This window comes from Bacillus sp. Brlt_9, assembly GCF_051948935.1.
In the GTDB taxonomy this organism is placed as follows: domain Bacteria; phylum Bacillota; class Bacilli; order Bacillales; family Bacillaceae_G; genus Bacillus_A.
This window is the reverse complement of record NZ_JAYJLO010000005.1, coordinates 287,580-307,766: the sequence shown is the minus strand read 5'-3', so window position 1 is coordinate 307,766 and position 20,187 is coordinate 287,580. Positions and strand designations below refer to the sequence as shown.

At 32.5% G+C, this 20,187-nt stretch carries 17 protein-coding genes, 1 pseudogene, 2 riboswitches and 1 other annotated feature; of the genes and pseudogenes, 15 read left to right on the top strand and 3 right to left on the bottom strand.

Annotation, left to right across the window (positions count from 1 at the left end):
- Nucleotides 1–39: 39 nt before the first annotated feature.
- Nucleotides 40–155, top strand: a riboswitch (SAM riboswitch).
- Between the two features lie 139 nt (nt 156–294).
- The 4 genes from VF726_RS21600 to VF726_RS21585 all read left to right on the top strand — a co-directional run bounded on the left by VF726_RS21600 (nt 295) and on the right by VF726_RS21585 (nt 3,590).
- Nucleotides 295–843, top strand: coding sequence for an ECF-type riboflavin transporter substrate-binding protein (locus tag VF726_RS21600; RefSeq protein WP_440171984.1), 549 nt, complete (start codon nt 295–297; stop codon nt 841–843).
- Nucleotides 844–853: 10 nt separating this feature from the next.
- On the top strand, nt 854–2,554 hold the full coding sequence (locus VF726_RS21595; RefSeq protein ID WP_440171982.1) for an ABC transporter ATP-binding protein: 1,701 nt from the start codon (nt 854–856) through the stop codon (nt 2,552–2,554).
- Nucleotides 2,547–3,347, top strand: coding sequence for an energy-coupling factor transporter transmembrane component T family protein (locus tag VF726_RS21590; protein ID WP_440171980.1), 801 nt, complete (start codon nt 2,547–2,549; stop codon nt 3,345–3,347). The genes VF726_RS21595 and VF726_RS21590 overlap by 8 nt, the downstream gene beginning before the upstream one ends.
- A 135-nt stretch (nt 3,348–3,482) precedes the next feature.
- Nucleotides 3,483–3,590 (top strand): YjcZ family sporulation protein, encoded by a 108-nt coding sequence (locus VF726_RS21585; protein ID WP_000120182.1) that lies wholly within the window; start codon nt 3,483–3,485, stop codon nt 3,588–3,590.
- Between the two features lie 92 nt (nt 3,591–3,682).
- On the opposite strand, the gene VF726_RS21580 is transcribed toward VF726_RS21585, so the two are convergent.
- Both VF726_RS21580 and VF726_RS21575 read right to left on the bottom strand, forming a co-directional pair.
- The gene (locus VF726_RS21580) at nt 3,683–4,951 is read right to left on the bottom strand and encodes a LytS/YhcK type 5TM receptor domain-containing protein (RefSeq protein ID WP_440171977.1); all 1,269 of its coding nucleotides are present in this window, start codon (nt 4,949–4,951) and stop codon (nt 3,683–3,685) included.
- A gap of 86 nt (nt 4,952–5,037) precedes the next feature.
- A complete protein-coding gene (locus VF726_RS21575) occupies nt 5,038–5,919 on the bottom strand; it encodes a protein kinase domain-containing protein (RefSeq protein ID WP_440171975.1) in 882 nt (293 codons plus the stop codon).
- A 127-nt stretch (nt 5,920–6,046) separates the two neighbouring features.
- Here VF726_RS21575 and VF726_RS21570 point away from each other — a divergent pair, with 127 nt between their 5' ends.
- From VF726_RS21570 to VF726_RS21520, 11 genes and pseudogenes are all read left to right on the top strand, one after another.
- Complete coding sequence (locus VF726_RS21570; protein ID WP_440171973.1) at nt 6,047–6,550, top strand: GrpB family protein; 504 nt, start codon at nt 6,047–6,049, stop codon at nt 6,548–6,550.
- Between the two features lie 148 nt (nt 6,551–6,698).
- Nucleotides 6,699–7,688 carry a zinc-binding dehydrogenase gene (locus VF726_RS21565; RefSeq protein ID WP_440171971.1) on the top strand — a complete coding sequence of 330 codons (990 nt, stop codon included), beginning with the start codon at nt 6,699–6,701 and terminating at the stop codon, nt 7,686–7,688.
- Between the two features lie 97 nt (nt 7,689–7,785).
- A protein-coding gene (locus tag VF726_RS21560; RefSeq protein ID WP_440171969.1) for an IS3 family transposase occupies nt 7,786–8,942 on the top strand; the annotation gives its coding sequence in 2 pieces (ribosomal slippage) (nt 7,786–8,035 and nt 8,035–8,942; 1,158 coding nt in all).
- 300 nt (nt 8,943–9,242) lie between these two features.
- Nucleotides 9,243–11,381 carry a penicillin-binding protein gene (locus VF726_RS21555; RefSeq protein WP_440171967.1) on the top strand — a complete coding sequence of 713 codons (2,139 nt, stop codon included), beginning with the start codon at nt 9,243–9,245 and terminating at the stop codon, nt 11,379–11,381.
- A gap of 177 nt (nt 11,382–11,558) precedes the next feature.
- Nucleotides 11,559–11,818 (top strand) — a binding site (T-box leader).
- Between the two features lie 65 nt (nt 11,819–11,883).
- Nucleotides 11,884–13,119, top strand: coding sequence for an MFS transporter (locus tag VF726_RS21550; protein ID WP_440171965.1), 1,236 nt, complete (start codon nt 11,884–11,886; stop codon nt 13,117–13,119).
- A gap of 107 nt (nt 13,120–13,226) precedes the next feature.
- On the top strand, nt 13,227–14,249 hold the full coding sequence (locus VF726_RS21545) for a serine hydrolase domain-containing protein (RefSeq protein WP_440171963.1): 1,023 nt from the start codon (nt 13,227–13,229) through the stop codon (nt 14,247–14,249).
- Between the two features lie 4 nt (nt 14,250–14,253).
- Nucleotides 14,254–14,869 (top strand): annotated as a pseudogene (locus VF726_RS21540) (GNAT family N-acetyltransferase).
- Between the two features lie 47 nt (nt 14,870–14,916).
- Complete coding sequence (locus VF726_RS21535; RefSeq protein ID WP_440171961.1) at nt 14,917–15,423, top strand: DUF3189 family protein; 507 nt, start codon at nt 14,917–14,919, stop codon at nt 15,421–15,423.
- A gap of 200 nt (nt 15,424–15,623) precedes the next feature.
- Complete coding sequence (locus VF726_RS21530) at nt 15,624–16,430, top strand: DegV family protein (RefSeq protein WP_144611499.1); 807 nt, start codon at nt 15,624–15,626, stop codon at nt 16,428–16,430.
- A 254-nt stretch (nt 16,431–16,684) separates the two neighbouring features.
- Nucleotides 16,685–17,098, top strand: coding sequence for a DUF6892 domain-containing protein (locus VF726_RS21525; RefSeq protein WP_440171959.1), 414 nt, complete (start codon nt 16,685–16,687; stop codon nt 17,096–17,098).
- Between the two features lie 244 nt (nt 17,099–17,342).
- Entirely contained in the window at nt 17,343–18,560 is a 1,218-nt protein-coding gene (locus VF726_RS21520) for a MerR family transcriptional regulator (RefSeq protein WP_440171957.1), read from the top strand.
- Between the two features lie 87 nt (nt 18,561–18,647).
- On the opposite strand, the gene VF726_RS21515 is transcribed toward VF726_RS21520, so the two are convergent.
- Nucleotides 18,648–19,832, bottom strand: a complete 1,185-nt coding sequence (locus VF726_RS21515) for an MFS transporter (RefSeq protein ID WP_440171955.1) — start codon at nt 19,830–19,832, stop codon at nt 18,648–18,650.
- Between the two features lie 58 nt (nt 19,833–19,890).
- Nucleotides 19,891–19,990: riboswitch (purine riboswitch) on the bottom strand.
- Between the last annotated feature and the right edge of the window lie 197 nt (nt 19,991–20,187).

Genomic DNA, 20,187 nt, shown 5'->3' with positions numbered 1-20,187 from the left:
TTTATTCATCTTAATGCCATAATACGAATTACAAATTAATACTTATCCAGAGAGGTGGAGGGAACGGCCCTATGAAACCTCAGCAACCCCTATGTAATTTTATAGGAAGGTGCTAATTCCGCAGAGGACACGATGTGTTTTTTGGAAGATAAGAGGATTCTTGAACGTGAAAGAAAATGACCTCTTATGTAAGAGGTCATTTTTTGTTGGATAGAAAGGGAGTGTAGATGCATAATTCATTTTCAAAATAAATATAGAGTAATAAAAGTTGACTAATATGAGAGGGGAATTGTAATGAACAAATTATCAACAAAGTTAGTAGTAGCAATCGGAATTGGAGCAGCATTATACGGCATATTAGGACTTTGGGGCTTTTCTATAGCACCAAATACATTTATTAAACCTGCATTAGCTATTTTAACCGTTTTTGGAGCGTTATTCGGTCCGGTGGCAGGACTGTTAATAGGACTTATCGGTCATACCGTAACAGATACAATCGCTGGATGGGGTATTTGGTGGGGATGGGTTATTAGTTCAGGCATTATCGGTTTTGCAATGGGGCTCATTCAAAAAAGAATTGGCTTTAGTGTGAAAAACGGGACGTATAATAAAGGCGATATTTCTTATTTAGCTATTACTGGGTTACTTGGTATCGTCATTGCTATCATATTTGCGGGTGCATTCGATATTATCGTCATGGGAGAACCGTTTGACAAAATTGTAATACAAGTATTAGGTGCAACAATTGCTGATGTTATCGTATTTTTAGTTCTTGGATTGCCAATTACGATAGGCCTAGCTAAATCTAATAAAAAACATAGACATTTAAAAATTGAAAAGTAGGGATGTTAACATGCAACCAATTATTTCTTTTGAACAATTCAGCTTTCAATATAAGCATGCGGCGCAGCCTACTGTAAAAGACATAACGTTTCATATATATCCTGGGGAAAAAGTATTAATTGCTGGGCGTAGTGGTTCAGGAAAATCAACGTTAGCTCATTGTATCAATGGGCTAATCCCCTTTTCTTATGAAGGGAGTAGTACTGGAACTATTTCTATTGCGGGAAAAGATCCGAGGAAAGGGAGTATTTTTGAACAAAGTAAACAGGTAGGAACAATTTTACAAGATCAAGACGCTCAATTTATTGGTCTTACAGTAGAAGAAGATGTAGCTTTTTCTTTAGAAAATGAATGTGTAAATCAAAACGATATGAAAAAGATTGTTTCGGAATCATTAAAAAAGGTAAAGATGCATTCTTTTCATAAACAAAGTCCGCATGAATTATCTGGAGGGCAAAAACAAACTGTTTCTTTAGCGGGTCTGTTAACGACAAATGCTGATATATTATTATTCGATGAACCGTTAGCAAATTTAGATCCAGCTAGTAGCTTGCATACGATAGATCTTATTAAAGATATACATAAACAATATAAAAAAACAATTGTTATTATTGAACATCGAATAGAAGAAATGTTAAATCTGGATATAGATAAAATTATTTTAATGGATGAAGGGGAAATTGTTACGATAGGGACACCAGAAGAGATATTAGCGTCAAATATATTACCATCAATCGGTTTAAGAGAACCTATGTACATAGAGGGATTAAAGAGATTACAGTTTTATAGTAATAATGAGGTAATATACCCACTTGAAAATCTTCAAAGAGAACGTATTTGTAGTGCAATAAATGAGTGGGTGGAGAAGCAAGTTTTTTGTAAAAGTACTCCTAAAAACAAAGAAATATTGAAAGTAGAAAATTTGTCATTCTCCTATCCTAATAAACAAAAAGTATTAGACGATATAAATTTTTCCATAAAAGAAGGGGAAATTGTTGCACTTTTGGGCCATAACGGCGCGGGGAAATCAACATTAGCTCATAGTCTAATAGGGATAAACAAAGCAAAGAATGATAGGATTTTATTTGATGGAGTAAATATTAATTCTTGGTCTATTCGTAAGCGCGGAGAGATTATAAGTTATGTGATGCAAAATCCAAATCATATGATTACACAACCTACTGTTATAGAAGAAGTTTCATTTTCATTAAAATTAAATAAGTTTTCGAAGGGGGAAATTAAGCATAGAGTGGAGGAAACGTTAAAAATTTGTGGCTTGTATCCATTTCGAAATTGGCCAATCCAGGCATTAAGTTATGGACAAAAGAAGAGAGTCACGATTGCATCTGTACTAACAACAAATCCGAAACTTATTATTTTAGATGAACCGACAGCGGGACAAGATCATTATCATTATAAACAGTTTATGACGTTTATAAGAAAACTAGCTGCAAAGGGAATATCTTTCATTTTTATTACACACGATATGAATCTCGCATTAGAATATACAGACAGAGTGATAGTTCTACATGAAGGAGAAATTATTGCGAATAATACCGCCTCTACTGTATTAGGGCATTCAGAAACTTTACATAGAGCGCACTTAGTGGAGAGTTCTTTATTCAAATTAGTTAAATTTAGTGGTATTGCAAATCCTGAAAGATTTATAGAACTTTATTTTGATGTTATGAGGAGGGAGGCAGGTGTATAATACATATTTTCATCGTATGGATGGAGCAGTGAAATTGCTGTTATTCATTTTTTGCATGACGCTTACTTTTTTATTTTTTGATTTTCGCGTATTGCTCTTTGTATTTATAATTGGATGTATCGGACTTGTATTTGCTAAAATTCCACTTCGTAAAATCATTATTGTTTTTACTGTTATATTTACATTTAGTTTATTAAATTCTGTCATGATCTTATTTATTACACCAACACATGGATCTGAATTAACCGAATCATATACTTCATTTTTACATATTGGATATGCAACAATTACTTATGAAACATTATTTTATGCAGCTACACTTTCATTAAAATATTTTACGTTATTACCATTTACACTTATTTTTATTTATACGACTGATCCAAGCGAATTTGTGAGTAGCTTAAGTAAATTTCGAATTCATTATAAGATTATATATGCGATAAATATTGCATTACGTTACATACCTGATATTCAGTCTGAATATCAAATTATAAAACATGCGCAAGAGGCGAGAGGAGTAGCTTTTGAAAAAGGAGAAGCAAGTCTATGGGTTCGTATGAAAAATCGTGTCTTAATTTTCTGGCCTTTAATTATTCATTCTCTAGATAGAATCGATACAGTTTCAAATGCAATGGATTTAAGAGGATTTGGAAAGAAGGATACACGTACGTGGTTTTATACAAATAAAGCGAAAAGCGGGGATTTCATTGCTTTACTTGTAGGTATTTTTATTTTAATAGTTGCAGTGTATGCAAAATTATATGTATTCCAAAACTTCTGGTATCCATTTTAAAGCACTCTCAAATGAGTGCTTTTACTTATTTTTATATAGACATGCTCAAAAAAGGGATATTCACATAATGTATAATACGAACCAGTTAAAATGATCAACTACCTATTAGTTTTCAAACCAAAAGGAGGAGAAAATATGAGTTACGGTGGTTCTTGTGGTTTTGGTGGAGGTTTCGCTTTATTAGTTGTGTTATTCATTTTGTTAATTATCGTTGGATGCAGCTGCTGGGGCGGAGGGTACTAATTACTAATTAGTCTCCACAAATGTAAACTAAAAAAACATAGAAGATACTTATGTATCGAAACAAATAAAAAAGGAGCGATTATGCTCCTTTTTTATTTGTTGTTAGATGAGTTTTTATTACATTTCGGGAATGTAATTGTCAAAGTAGTTCCTTTATTAATAACGCTTCGGATTTTTAAACTACCTTGCATCGTTTCAATGATTTTTACAGCAACCATTGTACCTAAACCTGTACCTTTCGTTTTCGTACTAAAATACGGTTCACCAAATCGGTTTATTTGCTCTTGTGACATACCAATTCCGCTATCCTCAATTCGTATAATAACTTTATTATTACTAATAGATGAGGAGATATTTAAAGTACCACCATTCGGCATTGCTTCAATACCATTTTTTATTAAGTTTAAAAAGCATTGTTGAAAGTGCTGTTTATTACCTACAATTGTTGCCGTTGAGAAATCTTTGGTAATATGTATTGTGTTCATGTTACATAAAGGTAAGATCATATTAATAACTCGATTTAACTCTTGTTCTACTGAAATATGATCTAATTTTTCTGAAGCAGGTTTGGCAAACGTTAAATAATCATCAATAATTCCTTGGGCACGATGTAATTCTTCAAGTATATGTTCAATATACTCATCTCTTGATTTTGCAGTTAAATTTGGTGTTTTTAAAAGTTGAGTAAATCCTTTTACGACAGTTAAGGGATTTCTTACCTCGTGCGATATACTAGCAGCGAGTTGGCTAACAATCTCCATTTTTTCCATTTTAATTAACTTCGATCGCATACATACTGCATCTTTTAAAACTTCATTAAAATAAATTACAAACAATATCAAAATAGTTGGTAATATTATGAAATAAATAATGTATAAATTATTTACTTCAAAATCTGATAAAGTCAATACAATTACAGTTGTAAATATTGCTAGAAAAAATGTTAAAAACATTCCATAAGCTACTTTAACTTTTCTATTATACTTATTAAATTTTGCAGATGCGAATGCTGTAATGATAAACATTGTGCCATAAACTAATATTGTTAACACGCTAAAACCATAAAATGTAAACCTTGTAATTAGTAAAATAGCAAACAAGATTATACCAACAGGGAATCCACCATAAAGCGTACCTATTATTACTGGTATTTGTCTTAAATCATGAATACAATTTTCATCCATATAGATAGGATATCGCATACATAAAATAAGGGGGATACTCGTACAAAGTATAATAAGGAGTTTTTTATATTTTTTTAAATAGCGACCGCTATCATATATAAAATAAAAAATAAATATACTACTTAAAATGTATAGAAGATTATTTAATACGTTTTGATTAATATACACAAAGTCCATAATATATGCCTCATTATTTTGAATTTCCATTTCAAATATATTATACATGATTATAGTAGAAACTATTTGTTTTTAATGATATAAGTTTATATCTTTTCAGCGTTAGCCACGTTTATCCACTCTTTATAAAACGTTTCAACCGACGCATATCGTTCATTCCGGTTTTCATTTACAGCACGATACGCTATTTCATATAAATCTTTACTTGCTTCCCATTTTGTAAAGGAACGATCTTTTCCACCGCCCAAGAGAGCAAACGCCATTGCCCCCATATTAAATACATTTGTTCTTGCATCAATCATGGCATTTAGTTCAAATTCTTCAGGAGACATAAAACGCGAGGAGCCCCATAATCTTCCCATTTTATTTACATATGGTTTTTTAGAATATAAATCAATATCACAAATCTTCGTCTCGTTTGTATGAAAATTATATAAAATACTACCGTCATAAAAATCTATTGCTACATAGTTTTTCTTTTCAACAAATGTATGGAAAGAAAAAATGGAATGTAATGATTGAATTCGTTCCATAACTGATAAATGCTTAAATTTATAAAATGGAGAGCTTGGATTAGTATATTTTTCAGGAGGCGGGAAACTCCAATGTGAATGAAGACATTCACCATCAAACCAATCGAAAATTAATACATATCCAGAATGAACTGGAAAGTGTTCAATTAGTTTTATAAGCGAGTCATGCTTTAGTTCCTTGTATAGGGAAGCAGAATTTTTTAATCTTTCAATAGCGTCTTTCATAGTTCCTTCATATGCAATTGTTTGTGCCCCTGCATATTTAATGAATTGCTTACGCCCATCTTTTTCTACACCGAAAGATAGATTACCTGAATCTTGCTGGTCAAAAACCGCAAATACGTTTCCTAATTTCAATAGCCAATCAAAATTATGATGTTCTTTTAACTGGAATGTAACTTGATTCAACTGAATTTTAACTGGAATATATTTCATATTATACCTCGCATTTATTATAATTAAGTTGTATATCTCAGTATTCGACATATTTTGTGAAAATCCTATGTTAATCACATGAAATTTTATAAATATAATAATAAATAATTTTAAGAGGGTGGATAAAATGGATCAACAAATCGTCATTAAAACATATGAAAAAGGCTGGCATGAAGAGTATGTAATAGAAAAAGAGAAATTTATTTCTTTATTCGGAGGAGACTGTGTTGCTATTGAACATATAGGAAGTACATCCGTTGAAGGATTAGGAGCGAAACCGCTAATAGATATGATGGTAGGTGTAACGGATTTGCAAATTGCCGAAAAGTGGATTGAAGCGCTAATAAAAATTGGGTATGAGTATGTTCCAAAAGAAACCCCTAATTGGCATTTTTTTAGAAAGGGAAAATGGAGAGCTGGTACTCATCATTTACATGTTTATATTTATAATAGTGAGGAGTGGAGGAATAACATTTTATTTCGTGATTTTCTTATAGAACATAAATGGGCACAGAAAGAATATAGAGAATTAAAAGAGACACTTGCAGCTACATATCCTTTTGATCGTCCTTCATATACAAGTGCCAAAGCACCGTTTATTCAAAAAATATTAGAATTGGCTAAAACTTAAAAAAACCCTGCCTTTCCTACGTTATTTATAGGGAAGGATTTTTTCTTTTGTCATAATGATATACATTATTTCTAATTATTGGAGGCAGATTCTTTTATTTATTTTGATATATCTAGTACATTGAAATTATTAAGGGGGGAATGAAGCAATGAAAGCTATTGTACATCAAGATAAAAAAGGGGTAGAAGGATTAGAATATAGATTGTCATCTGAAATAAATCCTAATGCTGGTGAAGTAAAAGTAAAATTAAAAGCTGCAGGATTAAATCATAGAGATTTATTTATTATAAACAATAGAATAGAAATGGATCTGCCGTTAGTAATAGGCTCAGATGGTTCAGGAATCGTTACAGAAATCGGAGAAGGCGTTTCAAATCATTTATTAAATAACGAGGTTATTATAAATCCTAGCATTGGATGGGATAATATTGCCGAAGTACCAGAGTTACCAGAGGTGTTAGGTGGACCGAAAGATGGAACGTTTGCTGAATATGTCATTGTGCCAGCTGAAAATGTAGTGGCAAAACCGTCATATCTTACTTGGGAAGAGTCTGGCGTATTATCTTTATCGGCATTAACAGCATATAGAGCACTTTTTACAAAGGGTAGATTGAAGTGTGGAGAACATGTATTAATTCCGGGAATAGGCGGCGGGGTAGCGACATTTGCTATGTTATTTGCGAAAGCAATTGGCGCAAAAGTAAGTGTAACTTCAAGGATAGAGAACAAAAGAAGATTTGCCGAAACATATGGTGCAGACTTTTCTTTTAATAGTTCTGGAAATTGGGAAGCGAGTTTATACGGAGAGAAAGTAGATTTAATCATCGATAGTATAGGTCCAGCAACATTCTTAAAATATTTTGATGTATTAAAACCAAATGGGAGAATTGTTAATTTTGGTGCAAGCTCAGGTGATAAAATTGAATTGCCTTTACGAGCATTATTTTATAATCAAATCGATATAATGGGGACATCTATGGGTAGCCGTGAGGAATTTAATGAAATGATTAAGTTTATAGAGAAATATCAGATTAAACCAATTATGGATAAAGTTTATTCATTAGAAGAGGCTATTCAAGCATTAAAACGTATGGATCAGGGAGAACAGTTCGGTAATATCGCTTTACGTATGGAATAAAAATATGATTTAATAACCTATCTTTTTATATAGATATGTTATGTAATATATACACTTATAGTTCGTGAATCATTTGATTTAAAAGGTTTTTTAACATTTGAAAGAAAGAGTACATTATCCAGAAGAAATAAAGTGGAAAGTAATTGAGATGAAAAAGGACGGTCATTCCAATCGTACCATTATGGAAACACTCGGAATTAAAAATGTTTCCCAAATTAAGACATGGATGAAATGGTATCACACCGGTCAAACGTACCGTTTTCAACAACCTGTAGGAAAACAATATTCTTATGGAAAAGGGCCAAAAGAGTTAAATGAATTGGAACAACTACGGTTAGAAAATAAACAGTTAAAAACAAAATTACTTATATGGGGAAAGTATCTGGAAATAGAAAGGAGTTGAACCCTGAAACTGTAGTTACTTTATGGACCGATTTAAAAACAAAACTAACGGTAAAAGAATTGTGTAATGTATTAGAATTACCCCGTTCTACATTTTATCGTTGGTTACAACGAACAGAGGACCTGAGAGATGAAATAGAAGAGGAAATAAAGGACGTTTGTCTTAGGCATAAATTACGTTATGGATATCGAAGAGTAACCGCTACTCTTCGAAAAATGGGGCTGTGTGTGAATTATAAAAAAGTATTACGAATCATGAGACAAAATCATATTCTCTCAAAAGTTCGTCGGAAGAAAAAGAAATATATCAATGGTGCGGAACCAGTGGTAGCCCCTCATCGATTGGAACGCCAATTCGATGCATCGGCACCAAATGAAAAGTGGTTTACGGATGTAACGTATTTATTATTTGGAGAGCGTACTTTGTATTTATCAACGATTATGGATGCCTTTAATCGCGAAATTATAAGTTATGTCGTCAGTGAATCACAAACGCTGGCGTTAGCGATGAAGACGTTAAAACAAGCCATGAGAAGGCGAAAAGTAAAAGGTGTCCTCCTTCATTCAGATCAAGGAAGTATTTATACTGCGAAGGAATTCCAAGCATATGCCAAAGAAAAAGGCATTATCACCAGCATGTCCCGGAGAGGAAATTGCCATGATAATGCCGTCATGGAAAGCTTCTTTGGTCATTTAAAAAGTGAAGCTTTCTATTCACAAAAGATAACAAAAGTATCCAACACAACTGTGCGAAAGATTGTGCTAGAATACATTCATTACTACAATTGTGTGCGAATTCAAGAAAAATTAAACCACCTATCCCCTAAAGAATTTAGAGAACAGATGGTTTAGGTGTTTTGATCAGTGTCCCGTTTTCAGGGTTCACTTCAGTTTTTTATTGTATATAAGTGAGTAGATTATTTGCAATAAGAATTTGAATGTTATGGAGTAAGATCAAAAGAGGGAATGTTCTAAAAATTTCACGTACTGTATTTTAAGTATATAAATAAACTAGCAATAACAATAATTAGTTTTACATTGTTTTAAAGGAATTAATAAGAAAAGTTCGAAACATATAGTATTGAAAGCAAAAAACTACATAATTTATAGCACACCATCGTAGCAATTAATTGTGAAAGAAAGGAGATACATATGCATAAACTTGAAACGAATAAAGGTGCGCGGTATTTTATGGTTGCTTTTATTGCTTTGTTTCTTATTATGCTTTTGCGATTTTTCTATATTCAGGCAGTAGGTGTTGTGCATAATGTAGATGTAAAGGATCTAGCAAAGGAACAACATAATAAAAATGGTGTTTTGGAAGCGAATCGTGGCACAATATATGATCAAGCTGGAAAAGTGCTAGTCCAAGATTCCACAACGTATCGTGTTGTTGTGAATTTGAAAGGTACAGATAAGGTGAACAATAAAGAGGAAACCGCAGAGCGATTAGCTGATGCGCTTGAAATTGATAAAGAGGACGTATTAAAAAATTTTCATGAGGGACGCACGCAAGTTGAGATTGGAAAAGTTGGCCGGAATTTATCTAGAGAAGTAAAGGAACAAATAAAGCAATTGAAAATCCCAGGTGTATCTTTTATGCCAGAAAAAGCAAGAGTGTATCCAAATGAAGATTTTGCATCCTATATACTTGGTTTTGCGAGACCAGACGATAAAGGAAATACAGAAGGGAAATTTGGACTTGAAAAGAGTCTGGATAAATATTTGCGCTCGACAAACGGGAATATAGAATATGTGGGAGCACCGAGAGGGATCCCGCTTACAAATGATATAGGCAAAATAGAACCAGCTAAAAATGGGAATAACGTATACCTTACGCTCGATAAACAAATTAATAGTTTTTTAGAAGAAGCGATGAATAAGGCGCAAGAACACTATGATCCTTCTATGTTAGTAGGAATCATAGCGGATCCAAAGACAGGGAAAGTTTTAGCAATGTCTAGTAAACCTAGTTTTAATCCTAATAAAGGCGATATCGAATATTTTTTAAATGATCCAATCGCAAATGCATATGAACCAGGTTCAACCATGAAAATATTTACGTTAGCTGCCGCAATTAATGAAGGTGTATATAACGGGAAAGAATATTTCCAATCCGGGAAATATTCAGTCGGTTCATCAGATATTAAAGATCATAACGGTGGATTTGGATGGGGGTCTATTACGTTTGATGAAGGTTTTGAAAGATCATCTAACGTAGCATTTTCTATTTTAGAAGATCAGCTATTGAAACCAAATAAATTTAAGCAATATATGAATAAATTTGGATTCAATCAAAAAACCGGAATAGATTTACCTGGTGAAAGTAAAAATACTTTATTATTAAATACACAAATTCAACAAGTCACAACTTCTTTCGGACAAGGTTCTACAGTAACTCCTATTCAATTAATCCAAGCTGCTACCGCTATAGCAAATGACGGGAAAATGATGCAAGCTTATATAGTTGACAAAGTTGTAAATCCAATAAATAAACAAGTTATTATGGAAAATCAACCGAAAGAAATTGGGAATCCGATAAAAAAAGAGACAGCGGACAAGGTAAGAGACTTAATGGAGCGTGTTATTACATCTTCAAAAGGTACTGGTACAATGTATAAAGTAGATGGTTATCCAATAGGCGGTAAGACAGGAACAGCTCAAATTCCGAATCCGGAAAATGGACGATATATGGAAGGGAAAGAAAATTATATTTTTTCATTTTTAGGAATGGCTCCGATTGATGACCCCGAGTTAATTGTATACTTAGCTATTAAGCAGCCAAAGTTAAAGGGAGATGAGTATGGAGCTCAGCCGCTTGCTGAAATATTTAAACCAGTTATGAAAAATAGCCTTGAATATTTAAAGGTAAAGCCATATACAGAGAAACAAATGGCAGATGTAACGAAACGATCCCAATTAAAAGTACAAAATTATGTCAATCAATCAATGGATACAGTAGAGAATCGTGTGAAAAAAGAGAGGCTCCAACCGATAATATTAGGAGAAGGAAAAATAAAAAAACAATATCCGCAGTCTGGTGAAGTAATGAGTGAAGGAGATCGTATATTTTTATTAGGAAACAACGCAAAAATGCCTAATTTACAAGGTTGGTCCATGCGTGATGTTATGTATTTCTCTAAGCTATTAAAATTAGATTTAAAAACTACAGGTACGGGCTATGTAACGAGTCAAAGCATTGAAAAGGGACAAGATATACAAGAAGGCGATGCATTAGAACTGAACTTAGAACCACCTTTACAACCGTTAGCAGAGGCGAATACAAACTAATTCGTACAAAGTGAAGGGTCTATATACTATAGGCTCTTTTTTTATAGATTCAAATAATTTCACGCGCCGTAATTTTTAGAAAAAATAATAAATAACAAAATCCAATATAAACACATTGTTAAATATCTGATTATTTTTTATTTACAGTCATACGAGATTGTGATAATATGGAAAAAATCAAATGCAGTGAAGAGAAGAGTAAATAAAACGAATTTTTCACAGAGAGCTCCATTTAGCTGAAAAGGAGTAAAAATTCTTTATTGAACCAAGCCTCTGAGCAGCGCATCGGAACCTATTATTAGGGAGATGGTGTGACGGGAGCTCCCGTTATAGAGCTATGGTATAAGCATGAATTACAATGCAGTACCTGATAAGGTTAATATGGCGACATATTAACAAACTAGGGTGGCACCGCGATGATAAATCTCGTCCCTAAGGCTAAAAGTCTTGGGGGTGGGATTTTTTTATTGTTTTAAAACAATTTGGAAAGCGGGGGCCTAAAATGAAAAACTTACTTAAAGATTGGAAATATCCTTTATTACTACTGTCTGGCGTTGGTATTGCAAATTTAGGGGCATGGATTTACTTAATAGCACTGAATGTACTTGTCTATAATATGGGGGGCTCAGCCTTAGCTGTTGCTACTTTATATGTAATTCAACCGTTAGCTGCTTTATTTACAAACGCATGGTCAGGAAGTTTGATTGATCGTTTAAATAAACGGAAGTTAATGATTCACCTCGATATATATCGTGCGGTATTTATCGTTATTTTACCTTTACTTCCATCACTTTGGATGGTTTATGTATTTGTATTCTTTATAAGTATGGCCAGTGCAATTTATGAGCCAAGTGCTATGACATATATGACGAAATTGGTTCCAGTTGAGCAAAGACAACGTTTCAACTCATTACGTAGTTTAATAGGATCTGGTGCATCTTTAATTGGTCCAGCAATAGCAGGCTTATTGTTAATAGCAAGTACACCAGAGTTTGCTATATATATGAATGCTATAGCATTTCTCTTATCAGGATTAATTACATTGTTACTACCTAATCTTGATAAAAAATCCGATATTACTATGTCAAACGATAAGTTATCTTTAGCTGTACTAAAAAAAGATTGGAACATCGTTTTAAATTTTAGTAAAAAATCTTTATATATCGTTTTTGTGTATTTTTTATTTCAAGGAATGATGGTTTTAGTTGCTGCAACTGATTCACTTGAATTGTCATTTGCGAAAGAAATTTTACTGTTAACAGATAATGAATATGGCTTTTTAGTTAGTATCGCTGGAGCCGGATTTATTTTAGGAGCCATAACAAATACAATATTATCAAAAAAATTAACACCTTCATTTTTAATTGGAATTGGACCATTATTCATCGCAATCGGTTATTTAATTTATGCTTTTTCAAATGAGTTTTTAATAGCTGCCATCGGATTCTTTATTTTATCTTTCTCTATGGCATATGCAAATACAGGATTTAATACCTTTTATCAAAATAATGTCCCTGTCCATATGATGGGACGAATTGGGAGTATATATGAGCTTGTGATTGCGGGCATCACCATTTTAATTACGATATTGTTCGGAGTTGCAACTCAATTTATTTCTATACAACTTGTCGTTATTGTAGGATCATTCGTAATGCTACTTATAACTATCATATTGTGTGTATTTACTTTTTTGCCATCACAATCTAAGGCGCATTCCTCTGAGTCAATCAATTCATAATAGTTCTCTTGGTTTAGATTTAAGGTATTCAATAGGAGGGTTCACCCTCCTATATATGGAAATGTAAGAAGGGTGAACAATATTGATAAACGAGGGTGGTTTTTGTGATGAAAACAAAAGATCAAATAGATAGCATTGTTAAAGAAATGCATCGGCATATAGATTTCTCTGGGGTAATTTTAATGAAAGAAGAAAAAGGCTTAGTCTATGAAGAGGCGTTTGGTTACGCAAATCGAAATGGATGTATAAACAATACGTTACAAACAAAATTCGGAATTGCCTCCGGTTGTAAAATATTCACTGCTATCGGTATCTGTCAACTTGTTGAAAATGGGGTAATTACTTTTCAAACAAAGTTAAAAGAGTGTTTAAGTATTAACTTTCCAAACTTCAATGAAGATATTACAATACATCACCTTTTGACGCATAGTTCGGGTATTCCAGATTATTTTGATGAAAGTATTATGGATAACTTCGAAGATCTATGGAAACAAACACCTATGTACCTTTTAAAAAGTTTAAAAGACTTCTTACCATTATTCCAAAACAGAAATATGATGTTTGCACCTGGAAGCAAGTTTCACTACAACAATGCAGGTTTTATCATACTCGGATTGATAATCGAAGAACAGACAGGTATTAAATTTACTGAGTATATAGAAAAACACATATTTAATCCAATTGGTATGAACGATTCTGGCTATTTTTCTTTAGATAGATTACCAAGACGGACAGCACTCGGATATATAAAAGATGAAATTAACCAAAATTGGAGGACAAACATCTATTCTATACCAGTAATAGGAGGATCTGATGGTGGAGCTTTTATTACTGCACCAGACATGCTGAAGTTCTGGGAAGCATTGTTTAACTATGAAATTGTAAGCCGGGAATATACAAAGATACTTTTAACCCAACATATTCAAGTAAATAATAATCAGTCTTACGGTTATGGAATATGGATTGAAACAAGAGAAAACAAGATATTCAAATATCATGTAATGGGATATGATCCAGGAGTCAGTTTTCGCTCGGCCGTATATCCAGACTTAGGAATTACATTAGTTATCCCATCAAATAAAGGGACAGGACCCGAAAAAATAATGTTAGAAATAGAAGGAGCTTTTTAATTATATGGATATAGAAATTAGAGCGTATAAAAAATCGGATGAAACAGGATGGTTACGTTGCCGTGTATTATCTTTTTTTAGATATAGCATATTACGATAACGTATTAAGAGAGAAAGAAAAATATGAAAATCCTGCTATTGAATTAATAGCTGTATATGAAAATCAAATTGTGGGATTAATAGATATTGAATACGAATTAGAAGAACGTACTGTTTGTTCGAGAGGAACTGGTCTTGGCGGCATGATTTGGCATATTGCAGTTCACCCGGATTTCCGAAGAATGAAAATTGGTAATCAACTATTAAATGAGGCAGAGAAGTTAGCGAAAGAACGTAACCTAAATCGATTGGAAGCCTGGACTAGGGATAACCTATGGGTACATGGATGGTATGAAAAGAACGGATTTCTAAACGTAGATTCATATTTACACGTATACTCCGATCGTACAGACGAGATAAAAGGTGTAATGAAAAGTAATATTGATCAGTTATATCCAGTGCAAACATTTGCTCATTATACAGGTGAAAATAAAGAAGACATAAGAAAACAATTTAAACGAGTTCATGATTGTTTTTGTTTTGAAAAGTATTTTATTCATCCTTGTTTATCCATACCGTGAACGGTAATACTAAATAACATTGAACTTTGACAACAAGGAATGATAATATGATATTCATTTACACAGACTTCGGCGGAACACATTCAACTTCACTTGCTGCAGCTTATCATTTAAATAAATTACCAACTGATCGTAAGTTAACGAAAGAAGAAATTTTGAATGTAGAGTACTTTAATAAATTGAAAACAGAAGATATGGGGAAAATCATTTTTCATGGAATAGACGAAAATGGTAATCCGGTTTATACAATTGGATGCGGCTCATCAAAAGTCGTTGTACCTGCAATGAAGCATTTAGGAGAGATTCTGCAAAAACATTATCAAAATCAGGAAAAGATAGTTTTTTCTAATACATCACCAACAGTTCCTTTACCGATGACTTTTGGTGGCCTGTTTTCCAGAAGATTTCACATTGACTTTATCGGTGTACCGTTACTTGTATGGGGAGCGAAACTTTGCTGTGATAACGTACAAAGACTTGTTAGTTATACGAAAGAAGCTGGCCGATTGACGAATGATTATGTTGTAATTTTAGATAATGAAACTTTTAAATAATGCACGATAAGAAGAAAATTGGGCAAATACTTCGGTTTTCTTCTTTTTTTCGTGAAAATGACAAAAAATATTCACATTTAATATGCATCTACTATAGCCAAAACAATAAAGTCCTGTTACTATTACAGGGATATTCTCTTTTCGTAACGTAAATATATAGAAAAGTCAGAAAAGAGGAATTGAATTAAGGGAGGAACAACATGAAGCGTGTTGCTTGGATTACTGATAGTACAACTGCGAGTTTTAAAACAGAAGGAGATAACTTTGTTATCCCAATTGAAGTTATTATTGATGGTGTGTCGTACAAAGATTGTGAAGAAGGTGTGCGTGAGCGCGTCTATAATGCGTTAAACGAAGGTAAAACTGTCACTACATCACAACCTAACATAGGGGAAATGGTAGAGTTATTTTCGAAATGCAAAGAAGAATATGAAGAGGGATTTGCAGTTGCTATTAGCGGAAAAGTAAGTGGAACTTATCAAAATATGAAGTTAGCTGCAGACATGGCAGGTTTCCCATTAACGGTATTGGATAGTGAAACAACAAGTTATCCAATGGATGAACTAATTAGAAAAGCGAAATCGTTATACAATGATGGTATGACGTTACAAGATATACACAAAACATTAGTAGATGAAAAAAGAAGACCTTTCCACGTATTCCCGAAAAGTTTAAAAGGCCTTTACGCAAGTGGACGTGTAAAGGGAGTTCAATTTTTACTTGGAAGTTTATTAAGTGTTAACTTAATATTAGAAGTAAAAGGTGGAGAACTTTTACTTGAAAAGAAAGTTCGCAAAATCCAAAAATGTCGAGAATACATTAAAAATGAACTTGAAAAAGAATTACCAAAAGTACTTCACATGTTCCATGCTAACGATAAAGATGGAGCTGAAGAATGGATTTCGGATATTAGACAAGCATTCCCTGAAATGGACTTTAAACTATATCCATTACCAATTTCATTTGCGGTTCATGCAGGTGAAGGTACAATAGCAATTAGTTATTAAGAGGAAAACCCGTGAATGATTCGCGGGTTTTTTATTTATTTTAATTGGAAGTAAGGTCCCAATACATTCCTTTCAAGCTAAAAACACTCGTAATAATTGTAATAATTTGTTAGTGTTAAACTGGAAGCATTTTTGTTCTTAATATTTATTTCGTTACTTAATTGAAATGGTAGTGATCACTGGATTAGATATTTTACAGAAGACTCTCTTATAGTGAAAAAGGCTAGAAAAAGATAATAATGGGGGTAGTTATCATGGGAAAGAGTGAGATGTTTAAAGATTTTAATTTTAAATTAGTAGTGATTGAAGCTTTATTAGATAAAGACCCACTATTTCTAAAAGAATTAACAGGTTTAATAGATAGGTATACGAATGATTTTGAATGGTATTCTGGTGCTGGATTAATTGTTGAAATTAGAGAGTATTTAGAAGAGTTGACTTTAGAAATAAATGATTTGGAAAAGATTGAATCCCTTTGCTTTGATGGAGGTAATGAAGTTTATCATATTCTAAAGCCAGATTGGGATGGTGAAGATAATTTATTTGATGTAACATCTGTTGAAGGATTTCAGATTTTAAAAAATTTAAAAACAGTAGAATATATTTCAATGTGTTATCCAAAAGTATTAGAGCCATTTAAAAAAGCTGGAATTGAAATTGAGGATTAATGAGGGGAAAGTTTTGTATAATTGTAGACAGCTTCCGCGGGTTTGTTTACTGCTCACAACAGAAAAGTATTTAGAGAAACATATAACCTAACAGAATAAGTTGTTGTTTTATACAATATTGATGGTACTGTGACAACTTAGATATAAACTAGGTGAAAAATGGTGAAGACCCTGGTTTCTTGTGAGCCTACTTTTCCATAAAAAGAAGTATGTATAAATAAAAATGTAAATGGTAGTGATTGGGATGAAAATAGGTAAATTTGGAGAGTTAAATAACATAAGTATTGATACAATAAGACATTACATGGATCTCGGCCTCATTATTCCTGAAAAAAAGGGAGGTCACTATTTTTTTGACGAATATTGTCAAACTGATTTAGAGCTTATATTACATTACAAAGAGCTAGGATTTAGCTTAAATGAAATTAAGGAACTATTTTTTTATAAAAATTTAGCAAAATCTATGAATTACGAAAAAGATACTTTTTACCAATCTTTATTTAAACTGAAATATGACAAGATGGAACAGGAAATAAAACTTTTGGAGAAGAAACGGGTTAAATTAAAAGAAGTGTTACATGATTTATTATTAACAAATGAAACTTCTAATTCAATTATAGGGGTAGATTTAAGTGTACTACATTTACTTACATGTTCTAAGTGTAGACAAAAACTAATTCTTCAAGATGGAATTATTAATAACAATCAAATTACTGAGGGGAAGATCATTTGTAATTGTGGTGAAGAATATATTATTACTTCAGGAATAATAACTGCTGATAAATCATTTAATGCAAATGAGCAACCGTCACATAAAAATACTATTTCGGATTATATTCATGAAACTGATAATGCGTATTTAGAAAATATGCATAGAGAAGGGCAATGGGCGAAAAAGAAACTATTACATTTAAATTTAAATAACAAATTAGTATTGGATATAGGATCGGGACTTGGGTTCTTTTTGAGAAATATTTATGAAGAACTGCCAGAAGATTGCCTATACATTGCAGTGGATCGAGATTTTAATAAACTTTTATTTTTAAAGGATGTATTAGCGAGTAGAAATCCGAAAAGAAATATTCTCTTTATCTGTGCTGATTTTTTGAACATCCCTATTCAGAATCAGTCTGTTGATATTGTAATTGATCATTCTGGTACGAGCAATTATAGTTTTGAGCATGAGAATTTTTTACTTCACGATATAAATCCACTTTTTAAAACTGATTGTTATTTATTAAGTCTATTTATTTTATTTAAAAATTTCAGCCCAAATAGCCAAATTACAAACAATTTTCGAGCAAATTTTACACTTTCAAAAGTAACAAAAGAAATCCAAAATCTACAGTTTCAATCCATAGACGAAAGTACTTCAAACTATTTGAAACGAGGTGGAAAGTACGAGGATTTCTTTGTTCAAGGAGAAGAAATTTATACATATTCATTTTTTGGAAAAAGATGAGGTTAACTTTGACATAAAAAGTCCGGTTATAAAACTGGACTTTTTATGTTGCTTTTTAATTTTTCTAATTAAAAGAAAAAGAGAATGTTAATCTACATGTTTAGCACTTACATGACGGTCTCTTGTTGGTATTTGTCTAGTAAGAGAAAAGATAGCCAAAGCTAAAGACAATAGAACTAGAGATCCACCAACCCAGGCCATGTTGGCAACATTATGTACTTGTTTTAAAGCTATACCTCCAACTGCAGAGCCGAGTGAAATCCCTATTTGTAGGGCTGAATTATTAAAACTTTGCTGTATATCTGACGTATCTGGGGCAGTTTGGATTAAATAACTTTGTTGAGGTGGTGCAAGCCCCCAACTCAATGCAGCCCAAACTATCATAACAGGAATAAATAGCATAATAGAAACTGCCGTGAACGGTAATATAAATAAGATTAGAGCAAATAAAGTAATAACTATCACAATACTTTTTGGAGCGCCTATTTTATCTGATAAAACACCGCCGAACGCTCCGCCACTTACTGCCGCTATACCAAATACTAAATAAAATATGCTAATCCAATAGGGGGTTAGCTGAAATTTCTCTTCTAAGAAAGGAGTAAAATAAGCATATAAAGTATAGTGTCCTGCTAACAGAAACATGGTAGCTAGATGAGCAGCGCCTAGTTTTGGACTACACACCGCCTTTAATTGAAGAGATAAAGGAATTTGGTTTTCCTCTCCAGGTATTTTCTCTAAAAATACTGAAATTAAGATGATAGATCCCAATGATAAAATAGCAATACATAAAAAAATAACTCTCCAGCCAAATGTGTTTGAAATTAATATGCCTAGCGGTACTCCTAGAACAAGTGAAGAGCTAATACCCATATAAATTAATCCTAATGCCTTTGCTCGGTAAAAGGGATTAACAATCTTTGCTGCAATTGTAAGAGAAAGTACTACAACTAAAGCCGTACTCATAGCGGTTAAAATTCTTGATATCATCATAAAAGTAAAGTTCGGACTGAAATACGTAAGTATATTACCAATTAGAAAAATGTAAAGTGAAATAATATACAATTTTTTTCTTTCCATTTTACTCGTGAAAATTAATAATGCAGGACCTGCTATTGCATAAGTAAAGGCGAAAATTGTAATTAATTGACCAGCGGAACTTAATGAAACGTTAAAATCTTTAGCGATGTCTGGCAATATTCCTCCAACGATAAGCTCTACAAGCCCTACTGCTATTGTTGCTAAAGCTAATATAAATACTTTGAAATTCATTTTTTGTATTCCCTTCTCATCATTATTTACCTTAGAACAAAAAAACTCCTGACTACAAACGCTAAAAAACGCATTTTGTAGTCAGGAGTTAGTGGTTCCTGGTAGAGACCCCCAAGCCATATTCTTGGAGTTATACATGATTCTCATATGTAATTAATCAATGTATAGAAGATACCATATTACTTTTTACATTTAAATAAAAAATTAGCATTCGTAAACATAATCCTAAGTCTATTATAGTAATCATTTTATTTTTATCATTGTTGAGAGCTGTAAAAACCTTCAGTTGACGTGGATGGGGTTAACCCCATCTTTTATTTATTTCTCCTTAAAATTTTTCGAATTGTACATGTTG